Source organism: Streptomyces sp. NPDC006296, assembly GCF_040613235.1.
GTDB lineage: Bacteria > Actinomycetota > Actinomycetes > Streptomycetales > Streptomycetaceae > Streptomyces.
In genome coordinates, this window is sequence record NZ_JBEXRT010000015.1 from 95800 (window position 1) to 112292 (window position 16493).

Consider the following 16493-nt stretch of genomic DNA (forward strand, 5'->3'; position numbering starts at 1 on the left):
GGGCCGCGGTCGGCCCGCCCGGCCGGACGCGGGGACGGTCCGTCCCGTTGCCGGCCCCGGCGAGTGGGGGGACGGAGCCGGGGGCCCCGTCCGCTGCGGGCGCGTCCGCCTCCACCGGCAGGCCGGTGGAGAGCGGGGGCGCGCCGGTGACCGTCCCCGGCGAGGACGGGTGGAGTGCCCGCCGGGTGTGCTGGGTGACCGCCGTGCCGCTCACCGGTCCACCCGGACCGCGGACCCGGCGAGCTGGTCGCTCAGCAGCCGGATGTCGGCGTCCACCATGATCTGCGCCAGCTCCCGTGACTTCACCTCCGGCTTCCAGCCGAGCAGTTCCTCCGCCTTGGACGCGTCACCGATCAGCGCGTCCACCTCGCTGGGGCGCTCGTACTTGGGGTCGTAGCGCACGTGCTCGGCCCAGTCGAGGCCCGCGTGCTCGAAGGCGTACTCCAGGAACTGCCGCACACTGACCCCCTCGCCGGTGGCCACCACGTAGTCGTCCGGGGTGTCGCACTGGAGCATCCGCCACATCGCCTCCACGTACTCGGGGGCGTACCCCCAGTCGCGGACGGCGTCGAGGTTGCCCAGGTGCAGCCGGTCCTGGAGGCCGGCCTTGATCCTGGCCACCCCGCGGGTGATCTTGCGGGTCACGAAGGTCTCGCCGCGGCGCGGCGACTCGTGGTTGAACAGGATCCCGTTCGTGGCGAACATCCCGTACGCCTCACGGTAGTTGACCGTCGCCCAGTACGAGTAGACCTTGGCCACGCTGTACGGGCTGCGCGGGTGGAAGGGGGTCCCCTCGTTCTGCGGGGGCGGGCTCGCACCGAACATCTCGGACGACGACGCCTGGTAGACCCGGGTCTCGATCCCGCTCGCCCGGACCGCCTCCAGCAGCCGCACGGTGCCCAGCCCGGTGACGTCGCCCGTGTACAGCGGCGCGTCGAAGGACACCCGTACGTGCGACTGGGCGCCCAGGTTGTAGACCTCGTCGGGCTGGATGTCCCGGAGCAGGTTGACCAGCGCGACGCCGTCGGAGAGATCGGCGTGATGGAGCACGAAGGAACGATTCGCTTCCTCCGGGCCCTGATAGATGTGGTCGATCCGCTCGGTGTTGAAGCTCGACGAACGGCGTATCAGGCCGTGGACCGTGTAGCCCTTGTCGAGCAGCAGCTCCGACAGGTACGAACCGTCCTGCCCGGTCACGCCGGTGATGAGTGCGGTCCTCGCCATGACTCCCCCTTCTGTGATCGCCCTTGGGGCGGTTTGCGTCACCGAAATATCTGGATCTGAGCGGAATGCGGCAAAGGGTCACCCGTCTGTCCCGCTGCTGGCACAATCCGTGCCATGACGACCGAAAACCCGGGCCAGGCCCAGGAATCCGCCCGCCCCCTGCTGCACCCCGGAGCCCGCATATTCGTGGCGGGCCACCGCGGGCTCGTCGGGTCGGCGCTGGTGCGCCGCCTCACCGCCGACGGCCATCAGGTGATCACCCGCGGCCGGGACGAGCTCGACCTGCGCGAGGCGGCGCCGACCGAGGCGTTCCTGCGCGAGACCCGCCCGGACGCGGTGGTGCTGGCCGCCGCCACGGTGGGCGGGATCCTGGCCAACAGCACCCGGCCGGTGCAGTTCCTGGAGGACAACCTCCGGATCCAGCTGGCCGTGATCGCCGGCGCCCACGCGGCGGGGGTCCGGCGGCTGCTCTTCCTCGGCTCCTCGTGCATCTATCCCAAGCACGCACCCCAGCCGATCCCCGAGGACGCCCTGCTCACGGGACCGCTCGAACCGACCAACGAGGCGTACGCCCTGGCCAAGATCGCCGGAATCGTGCAGATCCAGTCCTACCGCCGGCAGTACGGCGCCTCGTACATCAGCGCCATGCCCACCAATCTCTACGGCCCCGGGGACAACTTCGACCTGGAGACCTCGCACGTGCTGCCCGCCCTGATCCGCCGCTTCCACGAGGCGAAGCGGGACGGCGCGGCCGAGGTCACCCTGTGGGGCTCCGGCAGCCCCCGGCGGGAGTTCCTGCACGTCGACGACCTGGCCGCCGCCTGCGTGCGGCTGCTGGAGGTGTACGACGGCGCCGAGCCGGTCAACGTCGGCTGCGGCGAGGACCTCGCCATCCGGGACCTGGCCGAGACCGTGCGCGAGGTGACGGAGTACCGCGGCCGCATCGTCTGGGACACCACGAAGCCCGACGGCACCCCGCGCAAGCTCCTCGACGTGTCCCGGCTCTCCGCCCTCGGATTCACCCCGCGGATCCCGCTGCGGGACGGCATCGCCCGCACCTACGCCTGGTGGCTCGGACAGCCCGCCCCCGGGAACTGACCGTCCGGCCCGGTGGCTGCGGTCCGGACCGGGGCCGTGCACGCGATGCCCCTCGTGATCCCCCCTCACGTCTCAGTACGCTCCCCGGCCGTCGGTGACGGCGCGTACGGTCCGGGCGAGGAGCCCGAGGTCCGTCGCCACCGACCAGTTGTCGACGTACCAGAGGTCCAGCGAGACCGTCTCCTGCCAGGACAGGTCCGACCGCCCGCTGACCTGCCACAGCCCGGTCAGACCCGGCCGCACGGCCAGTCGCCGCAGCTCGCGCTCGTCGTAGCGGGACACCTCCTCCGGCAGCGGCGGACGCGGACCTACCAGGGACATGTCACCTCGTAGCACGTTGAGGAGCTGCGGGAGCTCGTCCACGGAGGTCCGGCGCAGGGCGTGCCCGATCCGGGTCACCCGCGGATCGCGGCGCATCTTGAACATGGGCCCCTCGCTCTCGTTCGCGGCCGAGAGCTGCTCCCTGCGGGCCTCCGCGTCCGCCACCATCGTGCGGAACTTCCACATGGTGAACGGCCTGTTGTGGCGGCCGTGGCGGGTCTGGCGGTGGAACACCGGGCCGGGGGAGGAGAGTCGCACCGCCACGGCCACCCCGAGGAGCAGCGGGGAGAGCAGCAGCAGGCCGAGAGCGGCGCCGGTGCGGTCCACCACGGTCTTCAGGGCGGCCTGCGGGCCGCGCCGCAGCGGCGGCGCGACGTGCAGCAGCGTCAGTCCGCCCGCGGAGGCCGGGCGCACCCGCGCCGCGGCGACCCCCGACAGCTCGGAGAGCACGCACAGGGCGAGGCCGCCGTCGTGCAGACCCCACGCCAGCCGGCGGAGCCGGTCGTCGTCCAGCTGCGGCCCGGGTGCGACGAGCACCAGGTCCGCGTCGTGGGCGAAGGCGCCGCCCAGCACCGTGGACACGTCGTCGTCGGCCGGCTCCGGCGCCAGCCGGCCGGGGGCGGGCGTCCCGCAGTCCGGCACCGCAGGACCCACCGGGATCACCGCGACCGCCGTGTACGGGCGGCCCCTGCGGGAGTTGATCAGACGCACGGCCCGGTCCAGGCCCGCCGCCTCGCCGACGACCAGGACCCGGCGCCCGGTGGTCCGCAGCCGTCCCGCCGCCCCGGTCAGGACGGCCAGGACCAGACCCGGCACCAGCGCCGCGACGGCGGTGGCCGGGTCGGGGCCGCCGCCCGTCACGGCCAGCAGCACGGCCAGCACCCCGACGAGGGCGAGCCAGTCGCCGACGGGTCCGCGGGACCCACCGGAGGGACCGCCGGGGACCGCCGGCGCGTACCGGCCGCGCGCCGCGCGCACCGCGGCCCACACCAGCGCGGCCGCGGCCGCGGCCGTGAGCGGCGCGGGCCGGTCGCCCGCCCGCAGCACCAGCCAGGCGGGCACCCCCAGGCCCGCCAGGTCGGTCAGGACGAGGAGGGGCACCCGCGGATCGGGCTTCTTCCTCGCCCGCGGCCGCTCCGGGTGGTCCCGTCCGACGGTCCCCGGCACTCTCCACAGCTGTCCGGGAAGCGCCCCGCGGTTCCGGGCGGCCGCGGCACGTGGTCGTCGTGCCCCCGCCAGCCCGACAGGCCCGGATATATCTGATTCAGGTAATTCGACATGCCCCATGAACCCCCCAGCCACAGTCGCATCCCCACAAACGGGGCGCATCCGCCGATCCCATGGACAGACGGATGCGCCCTCGCTCGGTGCACGATATCCACACACGTGCCATTTCGCTGGAGTTCCCGTGAAGTTCAGACAGAACGGAAGGGATGTGATCCGTGCGGCGCGGCCGGGCGGGTCCGTGGCGTCCGCCGGAGCGTTCTCGCCGCGCGCCCGCCGGGGGGTGGCGGGCCGGACTCTAATATGGCTGTATGGAACCGCTTTCCGAGGAACAGACCCAGCAGCTTGTCACGATCGTGACGGACCTGGCCCGGCAGGGGCGTACCGCGGAGCTCCTGGAGTTCCTCGACCACGGGATGCCGGCCGACGTGCAGGACCGCGAGGGCAACACACCGCTGATGCTCGCCGCCTACCACGGGCACACGGAGACGGTGCGCGCGCTGATCGGGCGGGGCGCCGACGTCGACCTGCGGAACGCCCGGGACCAGTCACCCGTCGCCGGGGCCCTGTTCAAGGGGGAGGACGCGATCGTGGAGGCGCTGGTGGGAGCGGGCGCCGACCTCGACGCCGGGACGCCGAGCGCGCGGGCCACGGCGGAGATGTTCGGCAGGACGGCACTGCTCGGCTGAGCGCGGGACGGCGACCGGGGCGGTTGACGGGCCGGCGGACGGCCGAGGGCCCCGCTGCCCCGGCGCCGGTCGCCCGGGCGTGCCGACGGCACGAGGGGCCCCGGGCGGACGCGTACCGCCCGGGGCCCCTCGCGCACCGCACCCGCTCAGGCGCCTACTTGGCCGCCTGGTGGGCCTCGATCGCCTTGCGCACACCCTCGCCGTAGGCCGGGTCGGCCTGCGTGCAGTGGCCGATGTGCCGCTCGACGGTCGCCGGCGAGGCGCCGTCGATGGCCCGCGCGGTGTTGCCGAACAGGGCGTCCTGCTGCTCCGGCGTCATCTGCCGGAACAGGTTCCCCGGCTGCTCGAAGTAGTTGTCGTCGTCCTCGCGGTAGTCGAACCGGTCGGCCGCGGCGCCGTCGAGCGCCAGACCCGGCTCGGCGAACTCGGGCTGCTCCGCCCAGCGGCCGTAGCTGTTGGGCGTGTACCCGGGCACGGCGCCCTGGTTGCCGTCCACGCGCAGCTGGCCGTCCCGGTGGTAGGTGTTGACGTTCTTCGCCCCGCGGGGCTGGTTCACCGGGATCTGGTGGTGGTTGACACCGACGCGGTAGCGGGCGGCGTCACCGTACGAGAACAGCCGGCCCTGCAGCATGCGGTCGGGCGAGGCGCCCACGCCGGGGACGAGGTTCGCCGGGGTGAAGGCGGCCTGCTCCACGTCGGCGAAGTAGTTCTCCGGGTTGCGGTTGAGCTCGAACTCGCCGACCTCGATGAGCGGGTAGTCCTTCTTGGACCAGACCTTGGTGAGGTCGAACGGGTGGTAGCGGTACGTCGCGGCGTCCGCCTCCGGCATGACCTGGATGAAGAAGGTCCACTTCGGGTGGTCGCCGCGCTCGATGGCGTCGAACAGGTCGGCCTGCGAGGACTCCCGGTCGGCGGCCACCACCGCGGCGGCCTCGTCGTCGGTGAGGTTCTTGATGCCCTGCTGGGTGCGGAAGTGGAACTTGACCCAGAAGCGCTCGTTGCTCTCGTTGACGAACGAGTAGGTGTGCGAACCGAAACCGTGCATGTGGCGGTAGCCGTCGGGGATGCCGCGGTCCGACATCACGATGGTGATCTGGTGCAGCGCCTCGGGGAGGTTGGTCCAGAAGTCCCAGTTGTTCTCCGCCGAGCGCAGGTTGGTGCGCGGGTCGCGCTTCACGGCGCGGTTCAGGTCGGGGAAGTGGTGGGGGTCGCGGTGGAAGAAGACCGGGGTGTTGTTGCCGACGACGTCCCAGTTGCCCTCCTCCGTGTAGAAGCGCAGCGCGAAGCCGCGGATGTCGCGCTCGGCGTCGGCGGCGCCGCGCTCACCGGCCACGGTCGAGAACCGGGCGAAGAGCTCCGTCTGCTTGCCGACCTCGGAGAACAGCGCCGCCCGGGAGTAGCGGGTGATGTCCTGCGTCACCGTGAAGGTGCCGAAGGCACCGGATCCCTTGGCGTGCATACGACGCTCCGGGATGACCTCACGGCTGAAGTGGGCCAGCTTCTCCAGGAACCAGACGTCCTGGAGCAGCATCGGGCCGCGCGGCCCGGCGGTGACCGCGTTCTCGTTGTTCGGGACCGGCGCGCCGGCGGCCGTGGTCATCGGCTTCGTGTTGTCAGTAATTGTCCTGCTCCTCCGTGTGAAGACTTCCATGCACCGACTCCGGGTCCCGCTGACCCCGATCGGTCCGGCACCCGGGGCAGAGGCCCCAGTACGTCACCTCTACGTGGTCGACGGTGAACCCGTGATCCCGGGACGCCCCGGGGTGCGGGGCGTCCGGCGGGGCGTCGACGTCGGCGATCGTGCCGCACGAGCGGCAGACCACGTGCTGGTGGCCGTCCCGGGACCGCCCTTCGTACCGTGCCGCGGAATGCGGCAGGTCGATCCGCCGTGCCAGCCCGGCGCCGACGAGTGTCCTGAGCACGTCGTAGACGGTCTGGGTCGAGACCGCGCCGATGCGTGTGCGTACCAGGCCGAGGAGGGTACTGACATCGGAGTGCGGGGCCTCGTGGACCGCCGAGAGCACGGCGACCCTGGGGCGGGTCACCCGTAACGACGCCCCGCGCAGGAGCGTCCTGGCCTCGGTCTCGATCACGTACGCAGTGAACCACTTTTCTGGAATGATTCCAATCAAAGACACGTAAGAAAACTGTGATCAATCGAATTCCCGGAAGCGCCGGTCCGACACCCGCCGTCACCACCGCCGCGCGCGATGCCGCACCCTGGAGGCGTACGACGACCGCCCCGGGAGGACCACGACCATGACGCTGTACACCACGACGGACAGCCCGCTCGGCGAGCTGCTGCTGGTGGGCGAGGAGTCGGCCACCGCCCCGGGCGGCACCGCGCTCGCCTCGCTGTCCGTGCCCGGCCAGAAGGGCGGCGCGACGGTCCGGGACGGCTGGACGCGGGACGACGCGGCCTTCGCCGCGATCACCGAGGAACTGCGCGGGTACTTCGGGGGCGGCCGGACCGGCTTCGGCGTCGAGTGCGCCGTCGGCCGCGGCACCGACTTCCAGCGGCGGGTGTGGCAGGCCCTGGACTCCGTTCCGTACGGCACCACGCTCACCTACGGTGAGATCGCCGCCCGGATCGGGGCCCCGCGCGCGGCCGTCCGCGCCGTCGGCACCGCGATCGGCGCCAATCCGCTGCTCGTGGTGCGCCCCTGCCACCGTGTGATCGGCGCGAGCGGCGCCCTCACCGGCTACGCGGGCGGCCTGGAGCGCAAGCGGCTGCTCCTCGACCTGGAGAGCCGCCACCGGGCGGTCTGAGCGGGGCCGGGCGGCCGTGGGACGGGGCCGGGCTGCCGTGGGGCGGCGGGCCGGGCGGCCGCGGGGAGGCCGGCGCGGCTCGTCTTCGCACCCGCGCCGGGAACCTCCTGGCTCTCGGTCCGCCCGACGGCGGTGTTTCCGTCCGGCGGACGGCGGACGGCGCAGGGGGCGTACGTGCGCGTCCCGCCGGTCCCGGCTCCGGGGCGCGCGTCCGCCCCGGTGGCCGCGGCGTTGTCAGTGGGCCCCAGTAGGTTCAGTCGTGTTCCCGCCGGTCCGGCCGGAACGACCCCTCAGGTGTGCATGGGAGATGGCGCGTTGTCCGATTGGGAGAGGTCGAGCACGGCACGGGTGATACCACCCGCACGGCCGCGCAAGCTCGCCAAGGTTCCGTTCGTCGAGCTGGCCGACGGGCGGTTGCAGGGTGTGGTGTCCAGCGGATCGGACATCGGGCGGGTCTACGTCTCGTCCGTCGCGACGGGGTCCTTCGCGTTCGCCTGCAGCACCAACAACAACCGGCCCTGCGGCGGTGCGCGCGGATCGTTCTGCAACCACATCGGCGCACTCGTCAACGAGGCGGTCCTGCAGTACGGCGCCGAGCGCGTCGTCCGGTATCTGAAGGCAGAGGTCCCGGAGGGCGACGTGGACGGGACGGTCCTCGCCGCCGCGATGCGCGGGACCCGCCCCGAGGCGGACACCGCCGGAGCGGCAGCGTCCGTCTTCAGCCGCTTCCTGCGCCACCTCGCCTATCTCGAACACGCCCCGGCCACGCTGCCGTTGCCCGAGATGCAGTTCTTCCCGCCGACCAGGGCGGCGGCCTGATGCGCGCCGATCTGCTCGCCGGGCCCGTCGACGGCCTGGACGAGGCCCTGGAGGCCGTGGACGCCTTCGACCGCGCCCTCGTCACCGGCCTCCTCCGCCCCCTGGCCGCGGACCCCGGCCCGACGCGGCTCGCCGACGCCGTCACGGGGACGCCGCTGGCCGCCCGGGTCGCCGAGGCCGCCGGGAAGGCCGCCGCCGGAGCGGCCGGGGAGGACCACTTCCTGGCCCTGGCGGGTGCCCGCACCGCCCTGCTCGGCTCGGTCCACGACGCCCTGCTGGCCCGGGCGGAGGAGGCCGCCGGCCGTCGGGGCGGCACGGGGACCGCACCGGCGCCCGGTGCGCCGCCGGCGGAGAACGTCCTGGTCGCCGCCCGCGCCTGGCTCTCCGATCTGGCGCGCTGCGGATGGCGCGGCCTCGACCACGAGGTGGTGTCCGGGGCCGGTGAGGTCGTGTCCGCGATGCTTCCCGCCCCGTCCCTGCGCCGCCTCGCGACGCTCCTCGACGGATTCGCCGCCGAACTCGCCGCGTCCTGCCCCGGCGCGTCCGCGGAACGCTTCCCGGAGCGCCGCTGGGCCGACCTCTGGTCGCGCGGGATGCTGCTGACGGTGCCCGGAGCCTCCGGTGCGCCCGTCACGGGGACCGCCGACGGCCGACTGCTGCCCCTCGGCGTCGACGTCACCGAGCACGCGACCGCCGCGCAGGCGCAGGTGCACGCGGTGTTCGAGCCCGCCGACGGCTCCGCGCCACGGCTCGTGCGCGCCGCCGTGTCGGTCCCGAAGCCCGACACGGTGGTCGGGGCCGGGATCTGGCAGCTGCTCCGCCCGCACATGTCGCTGCTCGCGGCAGCCGGCGAGGGCCGCTCCATGGACCTCACCGGGATGCCGGTCACCGCCGAGGGCGACCTCGTCTGGAGCGACGCCCACGCCCGTGCGGGCGAACCGGCCGAGGCGTTCGCCACCGCCCGTGTGGCGCTGCCCACCGCGACCGCCGCGCCGACCGCCCCGCTGGACCGGCACCCGGCCCGCCTCGCCGTCCCGGTGTTCCTGGAGGGGTACACCGCCGGGACGGACGACGACGGCGTCCTGACCTTCACCGTCGCCGGAACGGCCCTGGCCGTCGACACCGACCGGATCCCGGCCGCCGGGCCGCTCACCCCCGAGGCCGTCGCCACGTCCGGTGCCTGCATCGCGCTCGTCCGCTGGGACGCCGGGGAGTTCCGTCTCCAGCCCCTCGCCGTCGAGACGACGGTGCGCAGGAAGGTGACCGCGGTGCACGCCGGTGCCTGGGCCGGAGGGACGACGGACAAGGCCGGGGCCAGGGCGGAGAAGGCCGCGACCGACGCCGCGAAGGTGCTGGGCGAGCGCGCGGGAAGGCTGCTGCGGAAATGACCGGACAGCACAGCCCCGGGACGGCCGGGGACCCCTCGCACGACAACCGCCGCCAGGTCGTCTACTGGCGCCTGCTCGCCCGGCTCTTCGACCCGGAGGAGCAGGCCGCCCTGGAATCGGCGAGCCTCGCCGTGCTGGAGGACATCGGCCTGCCGCCGCAGCTGCTCGATCCGCAGGCCTCCGTCGACTCCGTGGTGCAGCGCCATCCCGGGCTCGCCGCCGAGTTCGACGGGCTCATGCTGCCGGACGGGGACACCGGGACCGCCGACGGCCCGGACGCGGAGGCGGCGGACGACGACACCCGCGACCGTGCCGCCGAGGTGCGCCGCGCCGCACTCGTGTCGAAGGTCCTGCTGAACGTCTTCCAGGCGCCGCCCGCCACCGTCACCGCGGACCGGCTGTCCCGGTGGCAGTCCGACGCGGGCTGGCTGGAGCGCGCGCTCGGCTGCGGGCCCGGGGAGCTGCGCGGCGGACGTGCCGGAGGGCCGGGAGTCAGCCCGGTCGGCACGGGCGGCGGGGGCCGGACACCCGATCTCGGCCGGCTCGTCCCGGAGATAGGCCCCGAGCTCGGCTCGATCGAGGCCGGGCTGGTCAAGCGGATGCGGCTGCGCGAGGTGCTCGCCGACCCCCGGCTGGCCGGACGGCTGACGCCGAGCATGTCCCTGATCGAGCAGCTGCTGCGCGACAAGGACAACCTCTCCGGGGTCGCCCTCGCCAACGCCAAGGCACTGATCCGCCGCTTCGTCGACGAGGTCGCGGAGGTGCTGCGCACGCAGGTGGAGAAGTCGACCGTCGGCGCCCTGGACCGCTCGGTCCCGCCCAAGCGGGTCTTCCGGAACCTGGACCTCGACCGCACCATCTGGAAGAACCTCGTCAACTGGAGCCCCGAGGAGGAACGCCTCTACGTCGACCGCCTCTTCTACCGCCACACCGCGCGGAAGACGACGCCCCAGCGGCTGATCGTGGTCGTCGACCAGTCGGGCTCGATGGTGGACTCGATGGTCAACTGCACCATTCTCGCCTCCGTCTTCGCCGGGCTGCCCAAGGTGGACGTCCACCTCATCGCGTACGACACCCAGGCGCTCGACCTCACCCCGTGGGTGCACGACCCGTTCGAGACCCTGCTGCGCACCAACCTCGGGGGCGGAACCGACGGCACGGTCGCCATGGCCCTGGCCCAGCCGAAGATCGCCGAGCCCCGCAACACGGTCGTGGTGTGGATCTCGGACTTCTACGAATGGCAGACCGAGCCGCTGTTCGAGAGCATGGCCGCCATCCACCGCTCCGGCGCCAAGTTCATCCCGGTCGGCTCCGTCACCAGCTCGGGGCGCGCCAGCGTCAACCCCTGGTTCCGGGAGCGCTTCAAGGACCAGGGCACGCCGGTCCTCTCCGGCCACATCCGCAAGCTCGTCCACGAGCTGAAGACCTTCCTCACCTAGCCCCTGCGTTCACCCTCCCGCCCGGACCGCCCGGTCGCTCCTCACCGGCCCGGGACCAGCGGCCGCGCGGGGCCCGCAGACCCGGGACCGCGCCCGGGGCCGAACGCCACCGCGGCCTCCCGCCTCCGCCGCCGCGATCCCACCCGAACCCTCAGAAAGGCTCACCGCCATGTCCGACCTGTTGCGCGCCCCCGCCGAGATCAAGTACGCCGAGGAGCTCGACTGGCTGGAGTCCGTCGACGACGGCCCCAAGCCGTTCTCCTGGCGGCTCTCGCCCAAGATGGTCCGCCTCTTCATCCTGGGCTCCGAGCGGGCCGACGGCCTGGACCGGGAGATCTCCCAGAAGTGGTACGGCGACCGCAGCTTCGTCGAGCGCTCCATCGTCACCCTGGCCTCCGACCGGGGGCTGCTGCTCATCGGCGACCCGGGCACCGGCAAGAGCTGGCTGGCGGAGCTGCTGGCCGCCGCCGTCTCCCGCAACTCCACCCTCGTGGTGCAGGGGACGGCCGGTACCACCGAGGACCACATCAAGTACTCCTGGAACGTGTCCATGGTGATCTCCAAGGGGCAGTCGCGGGAGTCGATGATCCCCTCACCGATCATGACCGCGATGGAGACCGGGGCGATCGGCCGCTTCGAGGAGCTGACCCGCTCCACGAGCGACGTCCAGGACGCGCTGATCTCGATCCTGTCGGAGAAGTACATCTCGGTCCCGGAGATGGACAGCGACAACATCGTCTTCGCCAAGCCCGGCTTCTCCGTCATCGCCACCGCCAACAGCCGCGACCGTGGCGTCAACGACCTGTCCTCCGCCCTGAAGCGGCGCTTCAACTTCGTGCGCATCCCCGTGGTGACGAACAAGAAGAGCGAGGCGGAGATCGTCCGCTTCCGCACCGAGGAGCTCCTGAAGCGTCACCGGATCGAGCTGGACGTGCCGCCGACGCTGCTCGACGTGCTGCTGCAGAGCTTCGCCGACCTGCGGGCCTCCGCCGCCGCGGCCGGCAGCGACGACGAGAAGCTGGAGTCCGCGCTGTCCAGCGCCGAGCAGATCGGCGTGCTGGAGGACGCGATCCTGCACAGCAACTTCTTCGGCGAACGCACCCTGACCGCCCGCACCCTGGCCTCCTCCCTCGTCGGATCGCTGGCCCGGCGCCAACCCGAGGACCTGGCCATACTCAACAAGTACCTGCACGGTGTCGTCGAGCCGCGCGGCAAGGAGGAGGGCGGCTCCTGGCCGGAGTTCCTGGAGGGCGGCCGCGACGCGATCGCCACCCTGTCATGAGCGCCCTGGACGAGGGCACGCCCTTCGAGGCGCTGCGGGGGCAGCTCACGGACGCCGCGACGGAGTTCGCCGACGGTCCGGACGCCCTGGAGGGGATCCTGCTGGGCATCGTCGACGACGTCGACCGTGCCGTGCGCGAGCCGCTGGAGATCTTCCCCGTCTGCCACCACTCGCCCGCGTCGGCGGTCGCGATGGCACGCCGGCTGCGGGAGAAGCAGCCGAAGGTGGTGTACCTGGAGCTGTGCGAGGACATGGCCCCCCTCCTGCCGGAGCTCCGCAACTGCCGGCTCCCGGTGGCGGTCCAGGCGTTCGCGAGCGAGGTGAAGGGCTTCCCCGCGGAATGGGCGCCCCTGTCGGTCGTGGCCCCGATCACCGAGGCGTCGGCCGAGTACCAGGCCATCGCCTACGCCCTGGACACCCCGGGCGTCGAACTGGTCCTGGTCGACCGCTCGTCGGACCACGTGTTCCAGTGGCAGGCCGGCGGGCAGGAGGCCACCGGACCGGACGCCCCGCCCGCGGACGAGGAGGCCGCCCTGCACGGCGACGCCGTCGGCGTCGAGATCGGCGACCTGCGGCCCCGGTTCGCCGAGCTGGAGGAGCACCTGCTGCACCACGGCCGGGTGCGCCACTGGTCGGAGTGGTGGCACCAGTACGTCGAGCTGCCGCTCGGCGACAGCGACCACGACACCTACCGGCAGGTCATGCTCCTGATCGGCAGCCTGTTCCGCCGGCTGGCCCCCGGGGACACCGACCGGGTGCGGGTGGACGAGGACCGCGAGCGCTATATGTGGACCCGGATGCGCCGGCACCTCGCCGCGACCGGGACCAACCCCGAGGACTGCCTGTACGTCTGCGGCGCGTTCCACGCGTCCAGCCGGGTGCGGGAGTTCGGCGTCCACGGCACCGACACCTTCGAGATCACCCCGCCCGGCGGGAGCACCTGGCAGCACGGTCTGATCCCGTCCAGCCACGCGGCGATCGAGGCCCAGTTCGGGCTGGCCGCCGGTTCCGTCTCGATCGCGGCCACCCAGTGGGCGAAGAACCTCCGACGCACCCGTGTCCGGCCCTTCCGGCTCGCGGGCCAGGCGGGGGCGAAGAAGGCCGCGAGGACGAAGGGGACCGCGACGCCGGCCGTCCCCGCGGCACCGGAGGCACTCACCGACAGGCTCTCCGGTTTCCTCCAGAGCCCGCCGGCCCTCGACCGGCTGGACGAGGCCGAACTCCTCGGCTGGTCCGTGGAGATCGTGCGCTCCGCCCGGCGCAACGGCTACCTCGCCTCCACCGCCGACGCCATCGCCGTGTTCGAGACGTCGATCCTGCTGGCCGGCATGCGGGACCGGGCCAGGCCCACCCCGTACGACTTCCAGGACGCGGCGGTCACCTGCATCGAGAAGGACACCGTGCCGGGCCGGCGCGACGTGCGCCGTCTCGTCGAGATCCTGATGGGCGGCGACCGGATCGGGCAGGTCGGCTACGACGCGCTGCCGCCGCTGGCCCGCGACGTGCACGACCGGCTCACCCCGCTGAACCTCAAGCTCCAGCAGCGCGGTGTGCAGCGCGCCCTGCTCGACATGACCGCGCAGCCGGAACTGCGCCGGTGCTCCGACGTGCTGTGGATGCTGCGCCACCTGATGCCGCACGGCGCCGCACGGCCGATCATGGGCGAGCGCGAGCTGGGCAAGGAGTCCGTCCAGGAGTCCTGGGACCTGGCCCTGGGCACCCACCAGCGGGCGCTCATCGAGCTCGGGTACGAGGGTGTCAGCATCGAGCAGGTCCTGGAGCAGCGCCTGCGCCGGGCCGCGTACGCCCCGGACGCCACCACGGCACAGGTCCTCGCGGCCGTCGAGGACGCCGTGCTGCATCTGCGCAGCGGCCGTCTCGCGGACGAACTGGGCACCCGCGCCCTGGAGGTGCTGGCCACCGAGCGCAGCGTCGACGGGGCCCCGGAAGTGCTGCGCAGGGTGCGCCGGCTCCTCGCCCACTACCGGATCAGCCGGCCGGTGCTGCCGTCCTGGATCGAGTCCTTCGCCAAGACGGGGTACGCGCACTACTGCACGCTGCTGCCGACGGCGTTCACCGACGAGGACGCGACCGTGCGCCAGGTCGCCGCGATGCTGGGGTTCCTCTTCAGCATGGAGAGCCTGGCCCTGTCGCTCGGCTGCGACCGGACCCAGCTGGAACTGGCCTTCGCCCAGTCGCACCCGCGGGAGCCGTCCCGAGTGGCGCTGCTCTGGTCGGCTCAGGTGCACCTGGGGCAGCTGTCCCGGGCCGAGCTGAGGGAGCGGTGCGGCCGGCTGCTGGCCGACCCGCTGGTGGTGCCGGCCTATCCGCGCTACCTCAGCGGTTTCCTGCACGCGCTGGAACCGGTGCCGGCGCTGGCGGACTTCGTCGTGGAGGCGGTCTCCCAGGCGTTCGCCCGGCTGCCGGACCCGGTGCTGCTGCCCTGGCTGCCGAAGCTCATCATCACGCTCCGGTCCGAGGGCTCCGAACTGGCCCCCCTGCTGATCCGTGAGGCCGGCCGCGTCTTCCCCGGGCGCCTCGCGGCGCTGGACGCCTGGGTCCCGCCGTGGCAGGCCGCCGCCGAGGCACCGGCCGCGGTCGCCACCGGCCAGGGACCCACCCGCCGGGCCGCCCTGCTCGCCGCCCACCCGGAGACCTGCGACCGCGTGGCGGAGCTGCTGGGCTGCGAGGCCGGCTGGGAGGCGGAAGCGCCGGAACCCGCCGCCGCGGTCCTCCTCACCCGGCACCCCGAGACGGCCGCGGCGGTGGAACTGCTGCTGACGGCAGGCTGACCGAGGGCGAACGGCGGCGAACGGGAGCCGTTCGAGGACAGCAGGGGACAGCAGGGGACAGCAGGGGACGACGGGAGGCGACGGGGCGACGGGGCGACGGGGGAGGGGCAGCGCGAGCGGCAGGACGAGCGGTCGTCCCCCGGCGGCGGGCACCCGCCCCCGTGACCCCCCGCTCCCCGCGTCCGGCCCGCTCCTCGCTCCCCGCTCCCTGCGTCCCGCCCCGCTTCTCTCTCCCCCCGCGTCCGCCTCCGCCCCACCCCAACCCAGCCCCCCGCCCCGGCCTTGAGCCCGGCGCCGGGGGCTGTCGGCATGTGGGCCCGCCGGAAGGCCGGCCGGTGCGGCGGTCACGCCGCATCCCGGCCGCGCGCGGGAGGCGGAGGTGCCCGGAGCCGGCCGTGGAACCCGACGCGTGGACGGGCCGTGGTCCGGCCCGTCCGGGTGCGCGGCGCCGGCCCGCCGGTGATTACGGGACAGCCCTTCGGGGGCGCGTACCCGGCGCATGGGGGCTCGACAGGATCCCCATGGGGAGAACGAGCACGCGGGCGCACTCCGGGGCACTTTCTGAAAACACCTGGCTCATATCAATTCCTAGCGGACCATACGGACATCGCGGTGGCCGGAATGTCACGGGCGCCGCCGGTTGGCATATTCCCCCGGCCGGTGCGCCTCCCTGTGGCCGAATGCGTGCTTGTAAGTAATCGAGTGAATACGCGCCGTTCGTGGCCCGGAATCCTCTAATGTGATCCGAGTGAACGGGCGGCACCAAGTTGACCGTTCATCGGTCAAAGGTTCGACGGTGCGAGTGGAGACGTCATGTATCTCCGTTCCGCGTGGACAGGACCGTGCCGCGTGAGCGTGGGGGCTCCGTGCTGCGTCGTGGTGAAAAGCCACCGCGATGCGCCCGGAGAAAGCGGATGAACACATCATGGAGAGCGTGCGAACAAGTGGGGGGACAGTCATGACCAATCCTTTCGATGACGAGTCGGGCCGGTTCCTGGCGCTCGTGAACGACGAGGGCCAGTACTCCTTGTGGCCCGCGCACATCGAGGTTCCGGGCGGCTGGCGAGCCGAGGGTCCGGAAGGGACGCGTCAGGAATGTCTCGACGTGATCGAGGGCGCCTGGACCGATATGCGGCCCGCCGGACTGGTGCGGGCGTCGGGCGCCGACGCCGGGTAGGCCGGCGGCCCGGCTTCAGGAGAACCCCCAGGTGGGGCAGCTCGTCGACGCTTCGATCCGATCGATTTCACTCCCGCTCGGGCAAAATCGATCAGACTTGATCGAATAAGTGTCGCGCCGCTCCCGTGCGTTCTCATGTCGCCGTCCTGTGGCGTTCAAGGAACACCGAAGGCCCCTTCACGGGCGCCTTCGGTGGATGAAGACGACGTGATCCCCCGGGGCCTTCGCGCCCCTGTGCGGGATTCCCGCCGCGCTCCGGGACACGGGTGCG

13 protein-coding genes are annotated in these 16493 nt (G+C 72.8%); 9 read left to right on the forward strand and 4 right to left on the reverse strand.

Annotated elements, in window-relative coordinates:
* Positions 1 to 210: 210 nt before the first annotated feature.
* Entirely contained in the window at positions 211 to 1224 is a 1014-nt protein-coding gene (gene gmd, locus ABZ172_RS13320; protein ID WP_356883379.1) for a GDP-mannose 4,6-dehydratase, read from the reverse strand.
* Between the two features lie 114 nt (positions 1225 to 1338).
* Here gmd and ABZ172_RS13325 point away from each other — a divergent pair, with 114 nt between their 5' ends.
* On the forward strand, positions 1339 to 2322 hold the full coding sequence (locus ABZ172_RS13325) for a GDP-L-fucose synthase (protein ID WP_356883381.1): 984 nt from the start codon (positions 1339 to 1341) through the stop codon (positions 2320 to 2322).
* Between the two features lie 72 nt (positions 2323 to 2394).
* Here the strand turns inward: ABZ172_RS13325 and ABZ172_RS13330 are convergent, their stop codons facing one another.
* Positions 2395 to 3930, reverse strand: a complete 1536-nt coding sequence (locus ABZ172_RS13330) for a sugar transferase (protein WP_356883383.1) — start codon at positions 3928 to 3930, stop codon at positions 2395 to 2397.
* 248 nt (positions 3931 to 4178) lie between these two features.
* Here ABZ172_RS13330 and ABZ172_RS13335 point away from each other — a divergent pair, with 248 nt between their 5' ends.
* Complete coding sequence (locus ABZ172_RS13335; protein WP_356883385.1) at positions 4179 to 4556, forward strand: ankyrin repeat domain-containing protein; 378 nt, start codon at positions 4179 to 4181, stop codon at positions 4554 to 4556.
* A 154-nt stretch (positions 4557 to 4710) separates the two neighbouring features.
* Here the strand turns inward: ABZ172_RS13335 and ABZ172_RS13340 are convergent, their stop codons facing one another.
* Both ABZ172_RS13340 and ABZ172_RS13345 read right to left on the reverse strand, forming a co-directional pair.
* Positions 4711 to 6156 carry a catalase gene (locus ABZ172_RS13340; protein WP_356883387.1) on the reverse strand — a complete coding sequence of 482 codons (1446 nt, stop codon included), beginning with the start codon at positions 6154 to 6156 and terminating at the stop codon, positions 4711 to 4713.
* 13 nt (positions 6157 to 6169) lie between these two features.
* Positions 6170 to 6649, reverse strand: coding sequence for a Fur family transcriptional regulator (locus tag ABZ172_RS13345; protein WP_356883389.1), 480 nt, complete (start codon positions 6647 to 6649; stop codon positions 6170 to 6172).
* A gap of 166 nt (positions 6650 to 6815) precedes the next feature.
* On the opposite strand from ABZ172_RS13345, the gene ABZ172_RS13350 reads away from it, so the two are divergent.
* From ABZ172_RS13350 to ABZ172_RS13380, 7 genes are all read left to right on the forward strand, one after another.
* Positions 6816 to 7325, forward strand: coding sequence for a methylated-DNA--[protein]-cysteine S-methyltransferase (locus ABZ172_RS13350; RefSeq protein ID WP_356883391.1), 510 nt, complete (start codon positions 6816 to 6818; stop codon positions 7323 to 7325).
* A gap of 300 nt (positions 7326 to 7625) precedes the next feature.
* Positions 7626 to 8144: a hypothetical protein gene (locus tag ABZ172_RS13355; protein ID WP_356883393.1), complete on the forward strand. Its 519-nt coding sequence runs from the start codon at positions 7626 to 7628 to the stop codon at positions 8142 to 8144.
* Positions 8144 to 9532, forward strand: a complete 1389-nt coding sequence (locus ABZ172_RS13360; RefSeq protein WP_356883395.1) for a hypothetical protein — start codon at positions 8144 to 8146, stop codon at positions 9530 to 9532. Before ABZ172_RS13355 ends, ABZ172_RS13360 begins: the two co-directional genes overlap by 1 nt.
* Entirely contained in the window at positions 9529 to 10971 is a 1443-nt protein-coding gene (locus tag ABZ172_RS13365) for a VWA domain-containing protein (protein WP_356883397.1), read from the forward strand. The genes ABZ172_RS13360 and ABZ172_RS13365 overlap by 4 nt, the downstream gene beginning before the upstream one ends.
* Before the next feature lie 169 nt (positions 10972 to 11140).
* Complete coding sequence (locus ABZ172_RS13370) at positions 11141 to 12253, forward strand: AAA family ATPase (RefSeq protein ID WP_356883399.1); 1113 nt, start codon at positions 11141 to 11143, stop codon at positions 12251 to 12253.
* Positions 12250 to 15045, forward strand: a complete 2796-nt coding sequence (locus ABZ172_RS13375; RefSeq protein WP_356883401.1) for a hypothetical protein — start codon at positions 12250 to 12252, stop codon at positions 15043 to 15045. The genes ABZ172_RS13370 and ABZ172_RS13375 overlap by 4 nt, the downstream gene beginning before the upstream one ends.
* Positions 15046 to 16003: 958 nt before the next feature.
* A complete protein-coding gene (locus ABZ172_RS13380) occupies positions 16004 to 16222 on the forward strand; it encodes an MbtH family protein (RefSeq protein ID WP_356883403.1) in 219 nt (72 codons plus the stop codon).
* Positions 16223 to 16493: the final 271 nt, after the last annotated feature.